Source organism: Clostridium boliviensis, assembly GCF_033342255.1.
In the GTDB taxonomy this organism is placed as follows: Bacteria; Bacillota; Clostridia; order Lachnospirales; family Lachnospiraceae; genus Lacrimispora; species Lacrimispora boliviensis.
Genome location: NZ_JAWONS010000099.1, coordinates 54,147 through 76,245, shown reverse-complemented (window position 1 = coordinate 76,245; position 22,099 = coordinate 54,147). Strand labels below are relative to the sequence as shown.

Here is a 22,099-nt window from a genome sequence, read left to right as displayed (position 1 = left end):
TGTCTCCTATGCCTTTACTGCTCCAGCCACAACACCGCTGATGATCTGCTTTTGCAGAATTAAATAAATCACAATGACCGGCAGAATGGTCAGCACCAGACCTGCCATGATTTTACCCAGATCACTGGAATAAGTACCATAAAAGGTATACGTTGATAAGGGCAGCGTATATAATCTCTTCTTTCCAAGAATCAGGCTGGGAAGCAGATAATCATTCCACAGCCACAAGACATCAAGCACAATTAAAGTTGCTGTAGTGGGCTTTAGCAGAGGAAATACGATCTTAAAAAACACCTGGTACGGGGAACACCCATCGATAATTGCCGCTTCCTCCAGGGAAAGGGGAACTCCGGAGCGGATAAATCCAAAGTAGATAAAAATTGCCAGTCCCATACCAAATCCGATATTCATAAAAATCAGAGTTGACCTCATATTCAGTATCCCAAACATATTTCCATAGATGGATATCAGGGGAATCATAATGGTCTGAAACGGAATAACCATAGCTGCTACAATCAGTGAAAAACTGAATTTAGCTGCGAAGTTCCTGGTTCTAGCAAAGAAGTAGGCTGCCATGGAAGCAAACAGAACAATAAAAACCACACTGACAACCGTGACCAGCATTGAATTACCAAACGCTCTTAAATAATTCATCTCCTTGAACGCCGAACTGTAGTTATCAAAGGAAAAACCTTTTGGTTCTACCAGCATAAGGGGATTCTTTATAATTGTAATTTTTCTTTTAAACGAATTCACCAGAATTAAGAAAAATGGAATCATATATAAAACCAGCACCGCCGTTAATAAAACCAGTTTCATAAGGTTCATAATAACTGTTTTTTTTCCGCCAACCACAGTTTTTCCTTTCGCCATTATGCTTCCACCTCCTTCTTTCTGCTTAAATAATACTGGGTGACAGCCACCACTGCTACTACCGCAAAAAGCACCAGCGCCTCCGCCTGACCTAACCCGTACTGTTTGGATTTAAACGCCTTCTGGTATACATGAAGGGCTGCCATAATGGTACTTCCGTATGGTTCCCCTCCTGTTAAGGATACGTTTAAATCATAAACCATAAAGCATCTGGTCAGTGTTAAGAATGTACAGATGGAAAATGACTGTGCCATCAGTGGTATCACAATATGCCTCGTCCGTTGTGTATCGGTACACCCGTCAATGCTGGCAGCCTCCATTAAGTCTTTGGGCACTCCCACAAAACCTGCTACGTAAATCAGCATCATGTAACCGGAATACTGCCACACGGTGACCAGAATTAAGGCAAAGAACGCTTTTATTGGATCGGATAACCAGGAACTTTCAAACAGCGGTAACGAAATCATCTCTCCAAAGGCTGTAAATGCTTTGGAAAACACAAACTTCCAGATAAATCCCAAAACAATTCCGCCGATTAAGTTTGGTGTGAAAAATCCTGCCCGGAAAAAGTTCTGCCCTTTCAGCCCGCTGGTCAGTAAATATGCCAGCAGAAATGCAATCACCTGTACCATGATGGTACTGATCGCCACGTAAGACAAAGTCAGCAGCAGTGAAGACCAGAACCCCCTGTCCTGAAATACTGCTATGTAATTGGTGATTCCGATTAGTTCCTTTTTCTCTGAAATTCCATCCCAGTTGGTAAAGGTTAAATAAACACCATATATAAATGGAATGATAACGACTGCAAAGAAGAAAAACATTGCCGGACCAGCAAACATCATATAAGTTTTTATTTTATTGGACATCGAATTTCTTTCCATAAAAGCATTCCTTCCCTGTGTCTTATTTCTTAGACTTCCAATAGCCTTCCAGATCGGCTGCAAGACCGGCCCTGTCTGTTTTTCCTCCCAGATATTTCTGTACAAAGCCTCCGCATACAGACCAGTGATCTCCCGGCAGACCGTTATACTGGTCAAATGTCAGTCCTGCATCTGCATATGCCTTTAATGCCTGCCCCAGCTTATTTTCAGGAGAAGCATTGAAGGTACTAAAACACGGTACTGCAAGAATCTGGTTAGCCACAATATCCTGTGCTGTTTTATCATATACCAGCCAGTTTAAAAAATCCTTAGCAGCCTGGATCTGTTCCTGAGATGCGTTTTTATCGATCATGATCTGTTTGGAACCAACTGCATTCACCAGGGTGTTGAATTTATCATCCTTTGTGTTCTGAACGACCGGAAGCATGCCAAACTCGGAACTGGAATCAGCAAAACCGGATACAACTTCCCATACCCAGTTGCCGTTAAACCAGAATGCCACGTCTCCTTCTGCAAAATAGGCATTATCTGTGTCATAATCTGCTGCCAGAGGATCTTTGCCGTTGATGTTATATTTCATCAGTACATCAAAGGTATCAAACAGACTATTAAATCTGGCATTGTCAATCAGCTTTCCGGATCCGTCCTCCAAGGAACTGATGAAATCTTCTGCCCCTTTGGCTGTCCCGTCCTGCTCTTCATACATAAGTCCCAGGTAGTGGGCTCCCAGTGACCAGTCCTCTTTGGATATGCAGACCGGTTTTTCCATACCTGCGGCGACCAGCTCATCACAGATTGCCTTAAAATCATCAAGAGTCTGAATGGATTTCTCATCAAACTTCCTGCCCAGTGTCTTTTCGATGGCAGTTCTGTTAAACAAAAGTCCTCTTCCTTCCAGGCTGAATGGGAATCCATACAGCTTTCCGCCTACTTTTACGCCGTATTTATCTCCGCCGTCAGCCACCCATTTTTCCCCGTCTAACGGGAGTGCTTTTTGTTCTGCAAGAGCAACAATATCGTTGCAGTCCATAATGGCAAGTGTTGGAGCATCTCCGGCCGCATACCTTTTCTGGATCGCCTCATAAGGGGAATCTCCTTCTGAAATAGAAGACATCTCCACTGTAACTCCGGTCTTTTCCTTATAATCCTCGAATGCCGGTTCAAAAAATTTCTCCATACCCGCCTTGGTATTCAAGATGGTGATGGTGACTCCGCCTGCCGATGCCCCTTCGCTTTTGGACTCTTCTGTCTTGCTGCCTTGTGCGCTTTGTTGTTCTGCACTGCCATTGTCCCCCTCAAGTGTTTTGCTCCCGCCACTGCATCCAGCTGCAGAGAGCACCATAACAGCTGCCAAACCCAATGAAAGAACCTGATTTCGTTTCATTCCAATACCTCCCTGATATTCTGATTTTACGCAAAATATACCGACTCATGAAAACGTCTTTGCGTATGCTGTACTCTGAGTATATTCCTCTCTGCGCTTCATGTCAACCGCTTGACATATTTTTCGTGTTATATACAAATTTTTTTTGATATTTTTTATGCATTTTTACTAATTATTTAGCATTATTATTGCGTTATATCTTTATATGATCAAATTTAAAGCAATTTTTTATAGATCAATCGCTTATAATGTCCCCTCCATTTACGCAAAAAAAGGACACTGGTAATTCACGATCCAGTGTCCTTCCTATTTATGACGAATTCCTTTTCACAAGAGTGACCGGCAGTTTGAACTGTTCCGGAACTGCCTCGTGATCCAGACTTCTCTGTATAAATTCAATGGCCCATTCAGCCATCTCCCTGACGGGCTGTCTGATAGTGGTAATGGTGGGAGTTGTCAGCCTGGCAATATCCACATCATCAAACCCAACCAGACGGATCTGTCCAGGTATGGAAATATTCATGTCAGTACAAATCTGAATGGCCTGGGCTGCAATTAAATCACTGCTTGCAAATATGCCGTCAACGCCAGGCTCAGCCTCAATAGCCTTTCTGATATGCTCATGATAATCCAGAGTATTGTAAATCGTGCTGGTGGCCATTACTTCCCGGTGGCGAACACCATATTTCTCACAAACGGCTATAAATCCTTCCGCTCTCGCATCTGCAGGCATGTTTTCATTCTTGATACCGCTTAAGTGAAGCAGATTCTTACAACCGCAGGAAATTAAATGCTCCGTCGCCAGACAGCCTCCCTGGTAATTATCGCACTGGATCCCCACTGTTCCGGCTTCTAAGTTACGCTCTATGGTAATGACAGGGATTTCTAAATTCTTCATCTCTTCTATATCAACGTTTCGGCTGCAAAGCACTATTCCGGATACCCGGTTGCTCTTAAACATCTGGATATATTCCAGTTCTTTTTCATTCTTTTCTTTTGAATTGCATAGCAATATCTTATAGCCTTTATTGGCAGCTGCATTTTCTAAGTTGCTGATAAGCTTGGCGAAGTACGGATGCACAATGTGAGGAACAATGATCCCGATGGTATTGGTTCTCTGCATGGAGAGGGACCGTGCCAGTTCATTGGGCTGATAATTCAGCTCCTTCATGACCTCGTAAACCTTTTTTCTCGTCTGTTCACTGATATAGCCCCGGTTGTTAATGACTCTCGAGACAGTGGTGACCGTAACTCCTGCCCGTTCGGCCACATCTTTAAGAGTTGCCATTGGTCAATCTCCTCCTGCTGTCCTTTAATATTAAAATCAAATTTTGGGTTCAGTATACCATATTGCCCGGTTATGGTCCAGTATAAACCCCCACCAGACCATATTTCTTTCCCTGCATTCTCTATGCCTGATGCTTCCTGACACGGATCGCCATATATTCCTTCCCCGGCAGTTCCACTTTGAATATTCCCTTAAATATTCCCCTGTCCTGAATCTCCATCTCCCATGTATCAATGACTTCCACATCAAATTCAGTAGTGTCATCAAAGTAAAACTCCCGGAAGGAAGGCCTGTTATATCCATAATAATACAGATAATAGCTTTTAATTTTTCCTATCTCAAAGCTGATGCCTTCTGTGGTTGCACATACCTCGTCCCAGGCCTGTTTTAATGGCATGAGACCGCAGCCCGGTGTCTCTTTTAATATCCCATACAGAAATTTCAGCCTGTCAGGGCTTTCTCCATGTAAGACACCGCCGTGGGACCACCATAGTATCCCGTCCGGATTCATATATGTCTCTCCATGACCTGCATATCCCCCTCTTAAGCTGGCTTCCCAGAATCTGCGCACCAGTTCCTTACCGCTTATATTTCCCCAGCCATGCTGGATGTTGCCTTCATAGGATATTTCATCCAGTACTACCGGCTTTTTATACCGTGCTCTCCATTCATCCACGTACTCAGCCGTCTTATAGACATCCTGCCTCTGAATGCTGCAGTGGGTAACCCATGGCCTGGAATAATCATAAAAAGGCCCGCAATTATGAATGGATCTCAAATGGTTGTACTTATCTTGTCTGCAGATGATTCGCGCAAAATTCTCCCAGTCCTCTAACGACTTCTGAGGCATCAGATCATATTCATTGGCAAGTGACCACCAGACATTCCTGTATGCGGCAAATCTGGAAATCACATAGTTCCAGTACAGTTCGTCCTGTTCCTTACTCATAAGACTGAATCCCCACCTGTCATAGGGATGCAGTACGATCAAATCTGCTTCAATGGACAATTCTCTCAACTGTCTGATACATTCTTCAATATGCCGGAAATGTTCTGGATTAAAGCGGAAATAATCCCACTGGTTTCCCTCTGCTCTTCCATTAAACTGGTTAAAATTATCACTGGTTAATTTTGTGCTGTCACAGGGGGTTCCCATGTATGGATAAGAGATCGGTTCATTTAAATTGTAATCATAATGTTTTGGGAAAATACAAAAACGAATTTTATTAAATGCGCTGTTCTTTAAAGTCTCAAGCGTCTGTTTCAGTAATTCTTTTGATTGCAGCTCCCAAACATAGCAGGTCGTACCAATAGAATAATAAGGCGTTCCGTCTTCATAAACAAAATGATATGTATTGGCTACACGGACGGGTCCATGATTATCGCCGGAAGCCGGAAGCACTTCAAATGTTCCTTCCCAGGTCTTCTCAGAAAAACTTCCGCTGATCAAAAATCCATATGTTCCCTCAAAAGATGGCATGAACCGAACCACATACGTTCCGTCTCCATCGTAAAAGCCATCCACTGTTATGCATTCATGAGCACCGGTGAATGTTCCGTAAATCTTATAATCCACAAACGGATTTTTATCCGTATGACCGGGACAGGTTATTTCCCAGGTATCCCATTTTTCAATTTTCTGAATAAATTCTGCCATGACAGTCTCCTAATTCGTTAAGATTTCACTAACGTTTCCCTTTTATTACATTATACTATTATATAACGTTTAGCAATATATGAACTAGTTTTTCATACCAAAAACGAGGCATTTCAAATGCCTCGTTTTGTCTCATTCATATCAGTCCTCACGATTATTTCCTGTTTTGTAATCGTCTCTCGCCCAGTTTGGAGCATTGATGGGACCTGCTTTTTCACTGCTGTTTTTTGCAGCTCCCTGAATCTCAGGAACCCTGGCCTGTTCATTCTTTGGACGATGCATTTTTTCGTGGTTTTCTGTTCCGTGGTTTTTGGGATCATAAGGACTCGGTCTTCTCATTCCTGCTTTTGCCATAATCTTACCTCCTGTGTGATATTAGTTTCTGTAATCACCGGGAAAATATGCAGACAAAATCAAAACTGCAGATATTCTTAAATTTTAAATTTTGGAATCTGCTAACATCTGGTTGTAAGCAGAAACCTGCTTATTTCCTGCATCTGTTCAAAACAGCTATCAAATAACATCTGATAGCTTTCGCAGAAATAATTATCCACCACGCCTTCTCTGCACCGGTAGCATCCGCCACGGCAGAGAAAAAACCAACGGCACTGTCTGCATTCTTTAGAATGATTCCGGGACCGTTCAACAAAGCCGGTCTCTGTTCTTTTTTCCTGGATTTTAGCCATTGTATCCTGGTTTAGATTCCCCAGTTTAAATTCGTCCAGAACATAAAAATCGCAGGGATAGACTCCTCCGTCCGCCTCCACCACGTACTGGATTCCGCATACGCCTCTCTGTTCACAGGATTCCGGTTCATGTTTGAGCATAATACCGATATAGTTTTCGAACTGCCTGATATAGGGTTGTTTTCCCCGTTTCCAATCTTTATACCATAGATGAAAGAGTTTGATTAAGAACTCTCCGTACGCCTTTGGAGTAAGGGAATATTCTTTTTGCCCACGAGTTTCCCCGAGAGGGTCCAGACAGGCAATAAACTGTAAAAATCCCCAGCCGTTTCTCTTATATTCCTTATAAATAGGTACGATATTTTCTGCAGTTTCCTTATTCACCACTGTAAGTATATTAAATTGCACACCATTTTTTTTCATAAGACTGGCAGCATGAAGAACCTTCTGGTACGTTCCTTCCCCGTTTTTGCTGTGCCTGTACTTATCATGAGTGTCTTCCATTCCATCAACGGATAAACCTACAAGAAAATGATTTTTTTTAAAAAATTCGCACCATTCTTCCGTAATTGCGTATCCATTGGTCTGAAGAGCATATTCAATTTTTAAATCATTCACATTATATTGCTTCACACACCGGACTGCCTCTTCAAAAAAATCAATTCCGCAAAGAGTGGGTTCTCCTCCCTGAAATGCAATCCCTACACTCTGTTCTCCATAAGAAAGTGCCTTGCGTATTACATTGCTTAAGGTCTCTTTTGACATAAATCCATAAGAAGCCTGCTTTCTCTTTTCTGTCTCATCACAATAAAAGCAATAGTCACATTCCATATTGCACAGTCCGGAAGCTGGTTTTATCAGTAAATTCACTGGCGGCATACAACCGTTTCCTCCTTGCTATTTAAGATAACTGATACATATTATAACAGCAAATCATCATAATTTCACCATCAGATTAATATAAAGAGTTCCAGAGGTGTACCAACAGTATTGTCAACAGAGGATTCTCCACTTGAAATTGATTATTTATTTTATATTGATTTCGCTAGCTCTGAGAATGCCAGGACATTTATAATTTCTCTTTCCCGCTCCCAAACCGGTCCTGCTTATACAAAATTGATCGGGCATCTGTTCATCCGTACGGATTGCAGCGGCAATCGCGGCACCTGTGGGAGTAACCAGTTCCCCTTCCACATCTGTAATATAGAGATTCAGCTTATGAACCAGATCAATATTTTTCACTGCAGGCACAGGGACAGGCAGCAGTCCATGGCGGCAGCGGATTGTACCTGTTCCATCGCAAATCTGAGGAATAATGGTTCTGCTGATACCCAGATTTTCAAAACAAACTGCCGCCGCTACAATATCTGCTATGGAATCAACAGCTCCCACCTCATGAAAGTGTACCTTTTCTACGGGTACTTCATGAGCCTTTGCTTCCGCTTCTGCCAGAATAGAAAATATCTTTTCAGCCAGTGCTTTCGCTCCCGGCGTCATGTTGGCTTTTCCTATAATCTCCTTAATCTCAACAATTCCCCTGCACTCGTGATCATGATGAGCTGTTTTGTTATGGAAATTATCTTCTGCAGAACCATGAAGATACTGCATGTCATGATCATGGTTCTCATGTTTCTCATCCAAAACCACACAAAAATCACACGCATTATGTCCTGATTTTTCCACCCTGCTTATTTTTATTTCAAATCCCTGAACAAGGAGGCTGTCTAAGGCTTTTTGCATAACTTCTCTGTCAGCTCCCAGATCAAGCAGGGACGCAACAAACATATCCCCGCTGATTCCAGAACTGCAATCCAAATATAGTATTTTGTCCATCCCCGTACCCTTCCTTTTTGTTTAAAAAGCTCAGCTTAACACTTCTTTTATTCGTTTTATCTCTGAAATCAGTTCCTGCCTGTCTGGCGTATGACTGTTGCTTATGTAAAATCTGGTAGCTGCATTTGCTATGGCAAGACGTTCCACAGCTCTTAAATTCCCCAGGCAGGCGGCAATATATCCGCCATTAAATGTATCACCTGCCCCCGTTGTTATCACAGGTGCTGCGCAGTAATCCTGCTCTAATAACTCCATACCCTCAGTTTTGGAAGACAGTACCGCATATTGGGGCGTGTGTATAATCAGCTCATCAAGCCCCGTTATATTTCTGATATATTCCGTGTCCCTCGCCACCTCTTGACAGTCATCAGAGAATTTCCGGTCATAATAAGAGAATAATATAACCGCTTCATGCTCATTTAAGCTGAGACTTACTGGAATTTTATCATTCACCCTCTCTAAAACCCGGAAGGTGTCATTAATTGCTTCCACACTTCGTTTCTTTATATTTGCAAAATCAAAGAACAACCGTTTTGGCTGGTCTGTATGGAAATAATTATCACTGAGTTTTGTCATAAACGTGTCAAAATCAGGCATGTTAGACCAGTATCCCAATGATACAATATCAGCGTTTAATAATATCTTTTGTAATTGATCATGTCCGATTATGCCGAGGAAATCATCCCATGTAAAATTCAGCAGTTCATCTAAATTAGGCATCATGATTTTTCCGTCAGTGAATTCCAGAATTGTACTGACTACAGGATCTCCAATGGATATTAATTTACACTTCTTTTCCAGATCATGAAATATCTTATCAATTTCTTCTTTTCCATACATTCCAATCAGAGTTGTTGACAAACCCATATTTCCCAGAGCTTTTCCGGTATTGGCAGTAAAACCGCCATAGCTTCGCCTCTTTTTAATCAGCTCATTTGCCATACCGCCTTCTCTGCGGTTGACAATCATATTACCAAACTCCTGCATCTTATCGATCAGAATGTAGTTGTTATCCAGTGTTCTTGTTTCAACTACCTGCCATACCTGATCAATAAAACCATCTATTCCAAGAACAATTTCCCCGCTGAGATTGCGTATATACGTTTCTAAAATCCCTTCTTCCATCGTAACCCATTTACTACGCTGCATTGATCCACCAATCCTTATTCCAAGTTTTAATCTGTTAGTGATGATGATACATGTTGTCTCCGGTATATACTTCATCCTTCATCATAAGATGAACGGCTGATGTTTTAAATGTTTTCGGAAGAGCCAGAATATTTGGATTTTCACCCACATATTTGAGTTTTGCATCAGCAAGTGCTTCCTCAATCGTTGCCCTTGTTTTTAATCCCATTCCTCTTGCATAACCTGGCTGTTCTGCACCCACAATGTAAATCGCAGAGGTATTCTTCTCTGCCAGATGTCCGCAGGAAATCATGGAAAAGCCATGGAAGGGATGAAATGCGTTGGTATAACGGTATTTTCTGATGTACTCCTCATTTGTCGCAAAATATTCGCCCAGACGGTTCATATCCGGAAGTGTATTCATATGATCTGTCTGGAACATCTCATACATCTCTCTGGTATAGGGCCATAACTCATCATGAAAATAGCCATTGCAGGTTGATGCACAGATAATGACACACTTGTCGCTCATGACTCTTTTATGACGGATCACCTGCGCAGAAAGAGCCTGCATCAGCATAATCGGATTCGTTCCCATTCCCTCTCCATAATGGAAGAACTGGGGCATACCAAAAATCATTACGTCATATTTCTTCTCAGCAAACGGAACGTAAGTTCTTTTATCCGCTGTTTTCCAGGAAACCGGCTGCATCTCTTTTGCATAACCGCTGTTGATTTCAATCTGCCTTGAGTAAGTATCAAGTACTGCATCACAGCAAAAGAACTTCTTGCCCATGCATTTCTCCATATGCTCGCCGATCTCATCAAACTTGGATCTCATTAATGATTTCCCGCTGACAGGAACGAAATCATCCCGGTGCATAACCTCCGGAACATGATGGGAACCAATGGATTTCCAATGTGTGATACCGGTAGAACAATGCTTATAGCCGCCGGAATAACCGCCGTAAGGATTGCCCTGGGTATGACCGATCAGGATCGCCACATCACTGTCATACACGTATTTATTCATGATGACCGGATCTCCCCGGTCTGTAACGCCTAAATCAACCAGGTGATCATAATCTTCACTGTCGTGATTGATAATCTGATGGGTGAACCAGAATTCATGGAATAATTCCTTTCCAAGGATATTATAGATCTCTTCCTTGGTATTTTTTCTATGCAGACCATTGGAGCAGATTAAGAGAATGTCTTTCTTTTCCACTCCTGTGCTGTACAATTCCTGAAGAATTAGTTTAATCGAAACCTTACGGTGAGCTGTTGCCTGTTCCCCGCCTTTTACCCTGTCAGGAAAAATAATTGTTACCTTTGATCCCTTTTTAGCCAGTTCTGTTAACGGCTCCATACCAATGGGGTTGCGAAGGGATTTGAGAGTCTTTGCCTCCAGCTGATCCTCCGGTATATAAGGCGGATCTGCCACTGTTTCTCCTGGTATAAATACATCTGTACTGTCCGGCAATTCAGCATTTACAAAACCATGTCCATATTCAAACTGTAACTTCATTTCGGTTCCTCACTTTCATAACGACTTTTCATCTATCCTAAATATGTACGTATAATCTCAAGATATTCATCCGGGTAATAACCGATCTCTCCTGAAAATCTTGTAAGCGCGATAAGCCCTCCGTCGACTTCAGGTATGGAAGCCAGCATGGCGGCATTATCCGTTTTGAGTCCTCCGCCGTAGGTTACTGCAATCCCGTTTTTTACCTCTTTGATAAAGCAGGCTATTTTTCTGATATATTCTCTGTCAGGAGGTGTTTTTCCTGGCCCGATGGCCCATACAGGCTCATAGGCGACTGATACTTTACTGATATCCACTCCGTCTAATCCGATTGTCAGCTGTTTTTTCAGAACTTCCTTCCAGTTTTCCTGCTGGTCTGCTGTTTCACCGATGCAGTAAAGTACGTCCAGTCCTGCCTGGATTGCTGCCTTAATCTCCCTGTTCAGTATCCGGTTTACTGCATCAGAGTCTTCCACTCCAACTTCAGACAAAATACCTGCTTTGTCCTTTCGCTCTTCACAATGGCCGATGATTGTGCTGTCACATCCAATTGCCTTCATGGAATTACCGGTTCTCTGAGTGGTGAATGCACCAAAGTTTACTCCTGGTGCAGTATCTTCACGATACACGCTCTGACAGCCGATTTTAAGATTGGAATCTTCTTTCCGTTCCTTTACTGCATTGATAATATGCGCTTCCGGCATATACATCACAAATTCCACATCATCTTTGTGATACTGTTTTAATTCTTCCTGCACTTTACTAACTATGTATGAACCCCATTCACATGGTCTGGCAATACTGTTTACTCCGCTGTATTCCCTGGGAATATCAAATCGTTTTAAATTTAAAAAGATATGCTTCATGGTAATCCTTTCTCATTACTTTCTATATTTTCTGATCATATCATCCGTTGTCAGCTGTTCAACGACAGATGCTTTGCCTACAGAACCAAATTCAACGATCAGAGTCCCCACAACTTCCTTTACGCCCTGTTCAATGCACTCTCCCAGTTTTCGTATGTCGTCATCATTCTCAATTCCCTTCATCACAGTATCCATGATCGGGGTCAGGAAAACTCTGGGATCAAATGCTGATTTCTTTTCCTCCAGCAAATCATATATTTCCCCAACTGAGGGGCTGTTTTTCTTATCCGGATTATGATAGAAATATTCACGTAAATTTCTTGTTACTGCCAGACGTAAATCTGTATCTACATTAATTTTGCCGATTCCGCATGCAATCGCCTGTTTTATTTCGTTTACTGAGATGCCGTCTGCATTGGTGATCTCGCCGCCAAGAGCATTGATTTCATCAACGATATATTTAGGAACAGTTGAGGAACCGTGGGATACTAATACTCCAAATATCTTTTCGTGCCTTAAGCATTCTTTGATTGCAATTACGATTTCTTTCCGAAGCTTTACATTCTTTCCTTTTACAGCTCCATGCATGGTTCCGTAGGAAATGGCCAGACAGTCAACCTCTGTTTTTTTGAAAAATTCAATTGCCTTCATAGGATTGGTGTAAGTAGATGCATCAGAAAATACATGATCTTCCACTCCGGCCAGAACCCCCAGCTCACCCTCTACCGATACCCCCCGGACATGAGCATATTTTACAACCTCCCGGGTCAGTTCCACATTTTCATCAAATGGGAGGGACGAACCATCAATCATAACCGATGTATATCCGCCGTCAATCGCCGCTTTTACTGAATCAAAATCTTTCCCGTGGTCTAAATGCAGTACAATCGGAACGGGAGAATAAGCACCGTATTTATGGACGGCTGCACCGATATTTTTTGCACCTATGCGTTTATCCTCAATCGTTGAGTTTAAAAAATCAGTTCTTCCTCCCATAAAACCGTTGGCTAAATCTGCCCCCTGTAATATGACCGGACTTCTTAACATCTCATGGACCTCAATTGCTGCTTTTATCTGGGATACTGCATTTACATTGAATGCGCCCTGAGCAAACTGATATTTTTCGGTTGCCTCCAAGAGAGGTCTTAATGGTATGATTGGCATAGTTTTTTCCCCTTTCAACAATTCATTAGTTAAACGTAAACCTTTTCCAGCCTGTATTCTTATGGCTATTCTGCCGGAACCAGGTATTCTTTAATTCTCTGATAGTCTTCTCCGTTATAGCAGACGATTTCATAGGATTCTATTTCAGGATTGCTGAATACTCTGGTAAGACCTATAAACTGCGTCAGCTTCGATGCTAAATTAAGTACATCCTTATCATCTGTAATCAGTTCCACTCTGCCCTGACACGTTGTCAGTGCCTTAAAAAAAGCATCAATATCTTTAATCTGTTTTACTCTCACTGTAATTTCCTCCCTTTTTATATTATTTCATTTCATTCAGCCGTTTTCTCATCTGTATTGCCCAGGGTGTCGGCTCAAATGGCTTTTTGCTTTTAACCGGATTATCGAGTTCCTTAAGACCAGAGGGAATCCATCTTTCATCCGGATTATCATAATCGCATTTCATCAGGATTCGAAGCTGACTCATTACCCAGTTCTCGTGTTCCATTACCTCGTCATAGCTCTTATAGGAATCAGCTTTTTGCCTGAGCTTTTCTGCAATCTCAGGATGCAGGGCGATTACATTATGTTCTTCGTTTAAATCTGTCTCCAGATCGTAGAGCACATCATCCTCTGGGAATCCGGAATAAGTAAAATACTTCCACTGCTTAAAGCGGACAAGCCTTCCAAGTGATGTCTCTCCGTTACTCAGATAGGTATACATCTCACTGACCACCATTCTGTCTTCATCCTGGCTGTTTTCCATAATCTGGAGAGAAATATCTTTCCCGTCGCCTTCTAAAATCTCCGCACCGGTCAGACCGCAGATGGCAGGTCCGATATCTAAAAGGCTTGTGGGACTGTCAATCGTACATCCGGCTGGAATTCCATCTCCCTGAATTAAGAACGGAATGTGGGCTGACGGTTCATAAAATACCTGCTTGCCATAATAGCCATGTGTGCCGTTCATGTCACCATGATCTGATATATAGATAAATACGCCCTCATGGCCGGTGCGTTTTAAGTATTCCTGAAATGCCTGATATACTGCTCCAATATGCCGGTCCTGCTGTTCAACCAGACCATAATAGGCTGCACGGGCTGCTCTGGCCACTTCCGGGTCTGCCTCTATAAATTTACCGTCAAGAGCAGGGTGCCCCTGGAAGGTTTCTTTAACATCCTCCAGGCTGACTTTGTCATAATAATACTCATAAAGTTCCTCAGGGGCTACATATGGGAAATGCGGTCCATAAGTTCCTACCGTGATAAATTGCGGTCTTTCATGCTCCTGGCTCAAATAATCCAGCGCTTTGTCTACAACATAGCGGTCGTAAGCCAGAACCGGAGAATCCCCGCCTCCGATATAATAAAGCGAGCTGTTTTCATCAAATCCTTTTACTTTGGATTTTCTTTCCATCTCACCTTTCACGTTCTGGAGACCGTTGTGATATACAGGAGTACGCTCCTTTGCAATACGTTTTGCATAGCCATGACGCTGATCTGGTCCGACAAAATGCATACGGCCGCAAAGAACCGTTTCATAGCCGGATACAGTCAGACTGTGAAGAAAGGTAGCGCTGTCAGAATTAATCGAGTTAAAATTAAATAAAACACCGTTATTGCTGGGAAGCTGCCCTGAAATCATGGAGGCACGGGCCGGTACACACAGCGGACATGCCGTATATGCATTGGTGAGCGCAGTACCTTCCCTGGCAATGAAATCTAAATTGGGAGTTCTTACTATTTTGTTTCCGGCATACCCCTGCAGATTGTAGGAATGCTGATCAGACATGTAGAGTAAAACGTCCTTCATAACTTCTTTTATCCCTTCTGTTCTATTTTTTAATTAATTTAATTTATTATATCATCAGTACGTAATAATTTCAATATCTACCTGCAATAAATATTTTCTAAAACTTGCATTTTCTTAATTATTCTGCTATTATGACTATTAAATCATTTAATTATTACAATATGCCCGGGAGGAAATATGAAAACACATATTTTAAATAAAATGAAAAATGCTGATGTTGAGGCGTACTTAGACCGCGGCAGAGATGTAATTTTCATCCTGTCATTAACCGGTCTTCCATTCTTTTATCCAGGTGCTACACGAACCGGTCGCGGTACAGTTTACTTAAGCATTGCGGAGGGTGCATCTTATCTGCGGCAGCTGTCTGACAGCCTGTTAAAACAGGGCTTTCGTAAGCAAATTTACCTCTCAGGCCATGGTCCTGCCTATTTAACTATCAACAGTTTTATTATGGATGCATTTCATGATAAAAAAGTTCCATTTGTTCATATCAGTCTGTTTAATGCAATAGAAATTGCAAAAAATAATGGCTGGCAGGTAACAGGTATACCTTTCAAAGAGCTTATTTACGGTGCTTATAAGCAGATGAACCAGCTGGATTACCTTACCGTTGACCCGGAGGCCATACAAAAGGAAGAACCGTTTTCAACCACTTCCAAAACTCCTCTGAAATCTGCAGTTCAAAGGCTGAACTCCCTGGCAACATCACCAGGTAATGCAGGATTCTTCTATGAAGAGTTTTCAGACCATGGAGGCGGAGAAAGCTGCCGCTCCATCGCCGAACGTGACGAACTCGCTCTTAAGGGTGAGAAAATGATTGATGAATTTATACACTTTTTTCACCCACAGCAGGTAATTGACGACTTAAAGCAGGTTGACCTTGCAACACAGGAACATATCATTCCCCGTTACCCTCATTTAAAATGATAAAAAATATATGATACATATACAGAAAGGAACCAAACAACATGCAAATTGCCAATGGAAATAATCTCTCAAGAGTTAAGGTCACCAATCAGTCCGCGATTCGCCAGATGATTTACCACGATGGCCCGATTTCCAGAATTGAAATATCAGAAAAGCTGTCGCTTACTCTTCCGACAATCACCACCACCGTCAATTTTCTGCTTTCCAAAGGACTTATAAAAGAAGTGGAAAATACTAAGGTCTCTGGTAAGACCCTTGGACGAAAGGCATCTTTAATTGATATTTCAGACGAAGGTGGATATTTTGTTGGAATCGAAACACGAGGTACACTGCGCCGCGCCTGTATCACGAACTATCGGGGGAACTTAATAAAAGCTATTGCAGATGATACTGCATACAGTGATTATGATGAAATCATGATAGAAACTTCTGAACTGGTTAAAAAGCTGCTGCGAACCAGTAAAATACCAAAATCCAAAATAGCCGGTATTGGATTGTGCATACCAGGACTTGTTGACCGCAACAAGGGGAAACTGATTGTTCTTCCAGGTTATGAATGGAAAAATAAAGATATAAGAGGTGATTTATCCAGGCTGCTTAACTATGATGGCCCTGTTTCAATTGAAAATAATGCCTGCGCGAGAGCCTATGGTTCTTATTTATTTGATCATGAGCGAATGGATCACTATCATTCCTTCGCATACTTTATGGTTTCAACTGGAATTGCCTGTCCTTTGATGTATACACATGATCGTTTTCGCGAATCAATCATCGGTCAGGGCGAGGCGGGACACATGGTCGTTGACTCTCATGGTCCTCTCTGCAGATGCGGAAACCATGGCTGCCTTGAAGCATTTTCAAGTGAACGTGCAATCATTTCCAATTGTATCAGTGAACTGAATAACGGTAAGGCAGATACCCTTCGACATATATGCGGCAATGCCGAATCCCCAACTATACATGAAATAATAAAAGCACAGTCTGAAGGAGACCAGAGTGTGAATGCAATTCTGGAAGATGCAGTTTATCACATGGGTATTGGAATCGCCAATATAGATAATTTCGTCAGACCAAAATGCATTTTGATTGACAGCAATATCTTTCAGAATCAGAAAAACAAAGATCAGCTTATGGATGTCATTATGCGGAATTTATATACCGCCACAGATATCGATACAAAATTTATATTTGTTGAGCCAGATATATACAGCGGTGCCATTGGCGCAGCAGCTGCTGCAGTACAAAATGATTTAAAAACTTTCATTGAATAAAGTTTAAGACGGATAATGGGGTATCAATTGATACCCCATTACCCGTCTTATTTATCTGTCTGCATTTCTGCCAGCTGACCTCTGATATAGGCCATCCCCTTTCCATCCCGGATCATTTCAAAGACCTTTTCTTCCAGATGGGACGGACAATCCTGCTTTATCTTCGCCCACATCATCCGGTCACTCATACGTCTGTCATAATCCCTTGGGACAACATCGCAGGTCTGCTGATACCAGTCCAGAAGGCGGAACTTAAGTTCCTCTGTTTTTGCTTCGTGCTCAGAATCCCCATACACATTATTCTCCTCAAAAGGATCAGACCGAAGATCATAAAACTCATGTTTCCCGTTTGACCGGTGAACATATTTATAAAAATAATCCCGTATCATAGTCCCTTTACAGTGGGCATCTGCATGAAGCTGTGCTGTCTGCCGGGGCCAGTACATACTGGTTTTTGGAATTACACCGGAACTGCCGGCTGCCGGGTGGTACTCATCAGCCTGTATCTCCCACGGCATTCTGCCGCCTTCACAAAAAACATATTTTCGCAGCTGGCTGCTCCGATTCTCAAGAACAGGTCTGAGGGACATTCCAAAGTGATCATGGTCTGGGGCTACGTCAGCATAATCCATTACAGTGGCATAAAAATCCACCAGTTCTACCAGAGATTCAGAAATTCCTGCATCAACAGGTTCGCCCATAGGCGGTTTTATAAGCAGCGGAACCTTGGTCAGACAATCTTCAAACGTATTCTGGGATTTTTCCGGCAAGTCAAAGTCACCGGAATAATCACCGTGATCACTCAGGAAAAAGATAGCGCAATCGTCATAGATTCCCGCTTCCTTAAGCGCATCACATAATCTTCTGAACTGTTCATCTACCTTCATACACATCCCTAAGTAACAGGCACGCAGCTCATCCCAGTCCTTTTCCGTATAGGAGTCCATAGCCATCAGATTTTTTAGGGCTGACTCCATCTCTGGCTTATCCTTTCCGGCAACAGCACGTTTTGGCAGCATGCTTCTGTCAATTGCTGAAAAGTAAGGTTCTTCCACTGCATAAGGCGTATGCGGATACATTAATCCAAGAAACATGCAAAGCGGCTGGTCATTCACCCGATGAAATATCCGGTCAATCGCCGCATCAACAACTCCATCGTCATCCGAATAATGAGTTCCGTTCTCGTCCAGCAGCAGCCGGCCTTCGTAATGAGAATAATAGTTTTTATCCCCCATTTTTCCGCGAAAATCTTTCTTTTCAGGTCCTGGTGCTTTGGGACATTTCTCCCCGTAATAGATCTCTGTTGCGTGGACTTCCAAAAGGCCTGGTATCTGTCCGGCAATCAAATCATTCCGTGTGTTCATCCAGACATAATAACCTGCATCCTTTAATTCAGAGAACAGGCTCGGCTCATGGCTTCGCAGCAGATGCTGCATAGTTCGATGGCCGTTGACATGGGGGTAGAGACCGGTAAAAAAGCTGCAGCGGCTGGGAACGCACACCGTATTCTGACAGAAAGCATTGCGAAACGATACACCTTCTGACCGGGCAAATTCATCTAAAAAAGGAGTTTGGGCAGCTTTATTCTGACCCAGATGCGCAAGGCAGTCAGAGCGCATTTCATCCGGATTAAAGATAATAATATGAGGTTTTTTAACCATATTCTTCCTTTCTGCACAGTGACAAACGTACATTTAAGAGGCCAGCCATAGTTTCAGCTGACCTCCACACTTTAAAACTACCGCAGTTCTGTCTCACATACGTAAGAACGTCTGCCCATAACATCAACCGGTTTTCCAGTCAGCGCTACACTGCTGTTTAACGGGAGATTTGCAGAACTTGTGCCCAGCATAATGTGCATGGTTCCCGGTTCAACCACAAATTCCATGCTTTCGTTATAATATCCAAGCTGTGCCAGATCCAGATGGTATACAACCTGTTTCTCCTCCCCTGGTTTCAGAGAAACCCGCAGGAAACCGGACAGCTGTCTGTTAGGACGGGTAACATGTGCCTCAGTAAAGCTGGTATATAACTGTACCACCTCATCACCAGACACAGCACCGGTATTTTTTATTTTACAGCTGATTTCCAGCTTTCCGTCAGTCGGAATTTCGCAGGCAGATACTTTCATTTCAGAAAGCTCAAACGTAGTGTAGCTGAGACCATGTCCAAAGCAATACAGAGGATCAGCAGGTCCATCCACATATCCCCCTGTGAAAATTGAGGAGGCAGAGATATCACCTCCGCTGTTATAACCGGATCCGATGCGATGATTGTAATAAATCGGGATCTGTCCGGCTGTTCTCGGCACAGTCATTGTCATCTTTCCTCCTGGATTTAATGTTCCGTCTAACACATCGGTAATAACTTTTCCGGCGAATGGTCCGGGCATAAATGCCTGCAGAATCGCTCCACAGTTTTCCTGTGCCCAGTTAACCGCAAATACGCCTGGTCCATAGAGTACAAGTACAACCGGTTTTCCTGTCGCTGCAACTGCATTAAGAAGCTCCTGCTGAACGCCTGGCAGATCAAGGAACTGGCGGTCTTTTCCCTCACCTCCGGTTACATTGACCCAGCCGGAATTTCCGCCGCATGCCATCACGATCACATCTGACTCTTTCGCTGCCTGCACTGCTTTGTCGAAACCATCTGTCTCTTTGCCAGTAATACTGCAGCCCTGTGCATAGGATACTAAGAAACGCTCTGTAAGAACCTCTTTTAAACTGCGTGTTCCTGTTCTGCGCAGAGCTGTTTCCATATCATTCATGGAATCCTGCTCTTCCTTTGAGAACATATCAAACATGACCGCAAACGGCCCTTTATATTTCTTTTCACTGCTCTGTGCTTTTTCCTGCTCATCAGCCAGACCGTTGAAACCGGTTGCCTGTCCGCTGGCACCAGCTTTCATCATTTCTACATAAGCCGGGTAAGTATAACCGCTCACCGGATATCTCAGTGAATCAGCATGAGGGCCTATGAGCGCCACTTTTGTTCCTTTTTTCAGGGGGAGTACACCGTCATTCTTTAAAAGTACCATTGATTTTGCTGCAATTTCTTCATTTAATTTATTTTTTGAATCATTGCTTAAAGCTATCGTAACCTTCTCTTCCTCACAATAAGGATTCTCAAAAAGGCCATGTTTGAATTTTACTGTCAGTACGCGGCGCACAGAAGCATCGATGCATTCTTCACTGAGTTCTCCTGAACGAACATACCTGGGCAGCTGACGGAAAGCAGCTCCTACCGGAATCTCCGTATCAGTACCGGCTTTTTTCGCCAGATATCCAGCTTCTTCATAGGTTTTTGCAACCTTAAAGTATTGGTGGGTTTTTAACACAGCCGCGCCATCTGATGTTAAAACTCCGTCAAAGCCCATGGTTTTACGCAGCAGATTTTCAATAATATCCTTGTTGACAATTACCGGCAGTCCATCAATTTCTCCATAGTTTGCCATCATGGCATCCAGTCCTGCCAGCTTGTCCGCCGCTTCAAATGGCGTTGCAAATATTTCATACAGTTCCCGTTTTCCCATACGGCATGCCGATGTATTTAACCCGCCCTGTGTGGACGAATATCCTAAGAAATGCTTTGCGATACAGCTGACGCCCTGTTCCTGCATTCCCTTTACGTAGTGAATGCCAAACTGGCTGACCAGATATGGATCTTCTCCGAACGTCTCATAGGTTCTCCCCCATCTGGGATCCTGTACTACATCAATTACCGGGCTCATGGCAGAGGTGATTCCAACGCTGCGGCTCTCCTGACCGATAATCTCACTCATCTTCCTGGCAAGCTCCGGCTCCCAGGTGCAGCCCATGTTGATCATTGCCGGGAAAAGAGTGCCGCCTGCTGCAGGATAACCGCAAAGATTTTCTGCCTGCAATGCAACAGGAATACCAAGTCTGGTTTCTTCAACAAAATAATGCTGTACCTGATTGCTGATCCTGGCGATCTGCTCAGGGCTTACCAGACCGACGATGGAATACTGGGTGAAACGCCCATGACCATCAGGAAATTTTTCTTTTAACAGCTTTGTATTTACTTTTCCATCTTCTATAAATGAAGCCGGTAAATCACCGCATAACTGGGCAACCTTCTCTTCGAGAGTCATTCTGGAAAGAAGATCCTCCACCCTTGCCCCGATCGGTTGATGTGGATCCTTGTATAACTCCATATCAAATACCTCCATATTTTTCAAAAATTTTATTCTTGATTTTAGCAAATTGACACAATACAGTTCATTGGTTATAATAGGATTAATTATTTAAATTGTTTAATTTAAGAGAGGAATATTACCACATGAAAAAAACATACCTTGTCGATACTTTTAAGGCGGCAGTCAGCATCACCACCGCACTGTTTTCTCTCACGATTGTTATCAGTCTGATCATCATTCACCGTTTTGGATCAGCTGCAGTCTTTTTCCTGATCGGACTTATCTTTATAAAACCAATGCTCACCTACGCAGCTTTCGTTTCAGTGGACCAGACTGGCATCCGCTTATCTCTCCCCTGGAAAACGCTTAAGTCCTTCACCTGGGATGAAATTGCAGAAGTAGGCGTAGCAGGAACGAAGCTATTTGCCAGGAAAGATTCCAAAAATACCGGATCACTCTATATCTACATTTCTGATATTGCTTTTACAGATGAAGAGCGATTTAATATGATGCTTAACTGGCCGCCAAAAAACATGATTTTCCTCACTTATTCTAAACAGCGCTTAGATCAGATTCAAATGCGTTTCAGCAATAAGATCCAGACCTATAATGCAGGCGATATACACTTGTGACCCTGCTGTA

19 protein-coding genes are annotated in these 22,099 nt (G+C 42.8%); 3 read left to right on the top strand and 16 right to left on the bottom strand.

Features of this window, described 5'->3' with window-relative positions; genetic code table 11:
* Nucleotides 1-6: 6 nt before the first annotated feature.
* The 14 genes from RZO55_RS04025 to RZO55_RS03960 all read right to left on the bottom strand — a co-directional run bounded on the left by RZO55_RS04025 (nt 7) and on the right by RZO55_RS03960 (nt 15,103).
* On the bottom strand, nt 7-873 hold the full coding sequence (locus tag RZO55_RS04025) for a carbohydrate ABC transporter permease (RefSeq protein ID WP_318063003.1): 867 nt from the start codon (nt 871-873) through the stop codon (nt 7-9).
* Complete coding sequence (locus RZO55_RS04020) at nt 873-1,754, bottom strand: carbohydrate ABC transporter permease (protein WP_318063002.1); 882 nt, start codon at nt 1,752-1,754, stop codon at nt 873-875. The genes RZO55_RS04025 and RZO55_RS04020 overlap by 1 nt, the downstream gene beginning before the upstream one ends.
* A gap of 22 nt (nt 1,755-1,776) precedes the next feature.
* Entirely contained in the window at nt 1,777-3,138 is a 1,362-nt protein-coding gene (locus tag RZO55_RS04015) for an ABC transporter substrate-binding protein (protein ID WP_318063001.1), read from the bottom strand.
* Nucleotides 3,139-3,448: 310 nt separating this feature from the next.
* The gene (locus RZO55_RS04010) at nt 3,449-4,426 is read right to left on the bottom strand and encodes a LacI family DNA-binding transcriptional regulator (protein ID WP_318063000.1); all 978 of its coding nucleotides are present in this window, start codon (nt 4,424-4,426) and stop codon (nt 3,449-3,451) included.
* Nucleotides 4,427-4,547: 121 nt separating this feature from the next.
* The gene (locus tag RZO55_RS04005) at nt 4,548-6,083 is read right to left on the bottom strand and encodes a DUF5605 domain-containing protein (RefSeq protein ID WP_318062999.1); all 1,536 of its coding nucleotides are present in this window, start codon (nt 6,081-6,083) and stop codon (nt 4,548-4,550) included.
* Between the two features lie 141 nt (nt 6,084-6,224).
* Nucleotides 6,225-6,437, bottom strand: coding sequence for a hypothetical protein (locus RZO55_RS04000; protein WP_318062998.1), 213 nt, complete (start codon nt 6,435-6,437; stop codon nt 6,225-6,227).
* A gap of 101 nt (nt 6,438-6,538) precedes the next feature.
* Entirely contained in the window at nt 6,539-7,648 is a 1,110-nt protein-coding gene (locus RZO55_RS03995) for an anaerobic sulfatase maturase (RefSeq protein ID WP_318062997.1), read from the bottom strand.
* Nucleotides 7,649-7,795: 147 nt separating this feature from the next.
* The gene (gene larC, locus RZO55_RS03990; protein ID WP_318062996.1) at nt 7,796-8,602 is read right to left on the bottom strand and encodes a nickel pincer cofactor biosynthesis protein LarC; all 807 of its coding nucleotides are present in this window, start codon (nt 8,600-8,602) and stop codon (nt 7,796-7,798) included.
* A 30-nt stretch (nt 8,603-8,632) separates the two neighbouring features.
* Nucleotides 8,633-9,751 (bottom strand): PfkB family carbohydrate kinase, encoded by a 1,119-nt coding sequence (locus RZO55_RS03985; protein ID WP_318062995.1) that lies wholly within the window; start codon nt 9,749-9,751, stop codon nt 8,633-8,635.
* 34 nt (nt 9,752-9,785) lie between these two features.
* Complete coding sequence (locus RZO55_RS03980) at nt 9,786-11,258, bottom strand: lactate racemase domain-containing protein (protein WP_318062994.1); 1,473 nt, start codon at nt 11,256-11,258, stop codon at nt 9,786-9,788.
* A gap of 32 nt (nt 11,259-11,290) precedes the next feature.
* Nucleotides 11,291-12,124 (bottom strand): triose-phosphate isomerase family protein, encoded by an 834-nt coding sequence (locus RZO55_RS03975; protein ID WP_318062993.1) that lies wholly within the window; start codon nt 12,122-12,124, stop codon nt 11,291-11,293.
* 15 nt (nt 12,125-12,139) lie between these two features.
* Nucleotides 12,140-13,288: a class II fructose-bisphosphate aldolase gene (locus RZO55_RS03970; RefSeq protein WP_318062992.1), complete on the bottom strand. Its 1,149-nt coding sequence runs from the start codon at nt 13,286-13,288 to the stop codon at nt 12,140-12,142.
* A gap of 65 nt (nt 13,289-13,353) precedes the next feature.
* Nucleotides 13,354-13,590, bottom strand: a complete 237-nt coding sequence (locus RZO55_RS03965; protein WP_318062991.1) for a polya polymerase — start codon at nt 13,588-13,590, stop codon at nt 13,354-13,356.
* 22 nt (nt 13,591-13,612) lie between these two features.
* Nucleotides 13,613-15,103 (bottom strand): sulfatase-like hydrolase/transferase, encoded by a 1,491-nt coding sequence (locus RZO55_RS03960; protein WP_318062990.1) that lies wholly within the window; start codon nt 15,101-15,103, stop codon nt 13,613-13,615.
* A 177-nt stretch (nt 15,104-15,280) separates the two neighbouring features.
* Between RZO55_RS03960 and RZO55_RS03955 the strand changes: the two genes are divergently transcribed.
* Both RZO55_RS03955 and RZO55_RS03950 read left to right on the top strand, forming a co-directional pair.
* Nucleotides 15,281-16,030, top strand: coding sequence for a hypothetical protein (locus tag RZO55_RS03955; protein WP_318062989.1), 750 nt, complete (start codon nt 15,281-15,283; stop codon nt 16,028-16,030).
* Between the two features lie 41 nt (nt 16,031-16,071).
* Complete coding sequence (locus RZO55_RS03950; RefSeq protein ID WP_318062988.1) at nt 16,072-17,301, top strand: ROK family transcriptional regulator; 1,230 nt, start codon at nt 16,072-16,074, stop codon at nt 17,299-17,301.
* Between the two features lie 47 nt (nt 17,302-17,348).
* Here the strand turns inward: RZO55_RS03950 and RZO55_RS03945 are convergent, their stop codons facing one another.
* Both RZO55_RS03945 and RZO55_RS03940 read right to left on the bottom strand, forming a co-directional pair.
* Nucleotides 17,349-18,962: a sulfatase family protein gene (locus RZO55_RS03945; RefSeq protein ID WP_318062987.1), complete on the bottom strand. Its 1,614-nt coding sequence runs from the start codon at nt 18,960-18,962 to the stop codon at nt 17,349-17,351.
* A gap of 77 nt (nt 18,963-19,039) precedes the next feature.
* Nucleotides 19,040-21,475 (bottom strand): glycoside hydrolase family 3 N-terminal domain-containing protein, encoded by a 2,436-nt coding sequence (locus RZO55_RS03940; RefSeq protein ID WP_318062986.1) that lies wholly within the window; start codon nt 21,473-21,475, stop codon nt 19,040-19,042.
* A gap of 125 nt (nt 21,476-21,600) precedes the next feature.
* On the opposite strand from RZO55_RS03940, the gene RZO55_RS03935 reads away from it, so the two are divergent.
* The gene (locus RZO55_RS03935) at nt 21,601-22,089 is read left to right on the top strand and encodes a hypothetical protein (RefSeq protein ID WP_318062985.1); all 489 of its coding nucleotides are present in this window, start codon (nt 21,601-21,603) and stop codon (nt 22,087-22,089) included.
* Nucleotides 22,090-22,099: the final 10 nt, after the last annotated feature.

Coding starts and splice junctions, on each gene's coding strand:
- RZO55_RS04000 (WP_318062998.1), bottom strand. CDS start 6,437: ATGGCAAAAGCAGGAATGAGAAGACCGAGTCCTTATGATCCCAAAAAC.
- RZO55_RS03945 (WP_318062987.1), bottom strand. CDS start 18,962: ATGGTTAAAAAACCTCATATTATTATCTTTAATCCGGATGAAATGCGC.
- larC (WP_318062996.1), bottom strand. CDS start 8,602: ATGGACAAAATACTATATTTGGATTGCAGTTCTGGAATCAGCGGGGAT.
- RZO55_RS03970 (WP_318062992.1), bottom strand. CDS start 13,288: ATGCCAATCATACCATTAAGACCTCTCTTGGAGGCAACCGAAAAATAT.
- RZO55_RS03940 (WP_318062986.1), bottom strand. CDS start 21,475: ATGGAGTTATACAAGGATCCACATCAACCGATCGGGGCAAGGGTGGAG.
- RZO55_RS03935 (WP_318062985.1), top strand. CDS start 21,601: ATGAAAAAAACATACCTTGTCGATACTTTTAAGGCGGCAGTCAGCATC.
- RZO55_RS03995 (WP_318062997.1), bottom strand. CDS start 7,648: ATGCCGCCAGTGAATTTACTGATAAAACCAGCTTCCGGACTGTGCAAT.
- RZO55_RS04015 (WP_318063001.1), bottom strand. CDS start 3,138: ATGAAACGAAATCAGGTTCTTTCATTGGGTTTGGCAGCTGTTATGGTG.
- RZO55_RS03950 (WP_318062988.1), top strand. CDS start 16,072: ATGCAAATTGCCAATGGAAATAATCTCTCAAGAGTTAAGGTCACCAAT.
- RZO55_RS04020 (WP_318063002.1), bottom strand. CDS start 1,754: ATGGAAAGAAATTCGATGTCCAATAAAATAAAAACTTATATGATGTTT.
- RZO55_RS03975 (WP_318062993.1), bottom strand. CDS start 12,124: ATGAAGCATATCTTTTTAAATTTAAAACGATTTGATATTCCCAGGGAA.
- RZO55_RS04010 (WP_318063000.1), bottom strand. CDS start 4,426: ATGGCAACTCTTAAAGATGTGGCCGAACGGGCAGGAGTTACGGTCACC.
- RZO55_RS03980 (WP_318062994.1), bottom strand. CDS start 11,258: ATGAAGTTACAGTTTGAATATGGACATGGTTTTGTAAATGCTGAATTG.
- RZO55_RS03985 (WP_318062995.1), bottom strand. CDS start 9,751: ATGCAGCGTAGTAAATGGGTTACGATGGAAGAAGGGATTTTAGAAACG.
- RZO55_RS03960 (WP_318062990.1), bottom strand. CDS start 15,103: ATGAAGGACGTTTTACTCTACATGTCTGATCAGCATTCCTACAATCTG.
- RZO55_RS04025 (WP_318063003.1), bottom strand. CDS start 873: ATGGCGAAAGGAAAAACTGTGGTTGGCGGAAAAAAAACAGTTATTATG.
- RZO55_RS04005 (WP_318062999.1), bottom strand. CDS start 6,083: ATGGCAGAATTTATTCAGAAAATTGAAAAATGGGATACCTGGGAAATA.
- RZO55_RS03955 (WP_318062989.1), top strand. CDS start 15,281: ATGAAAACACATATTTTAAATAAAATGAAAAATGCTGATGTTGAGGCG.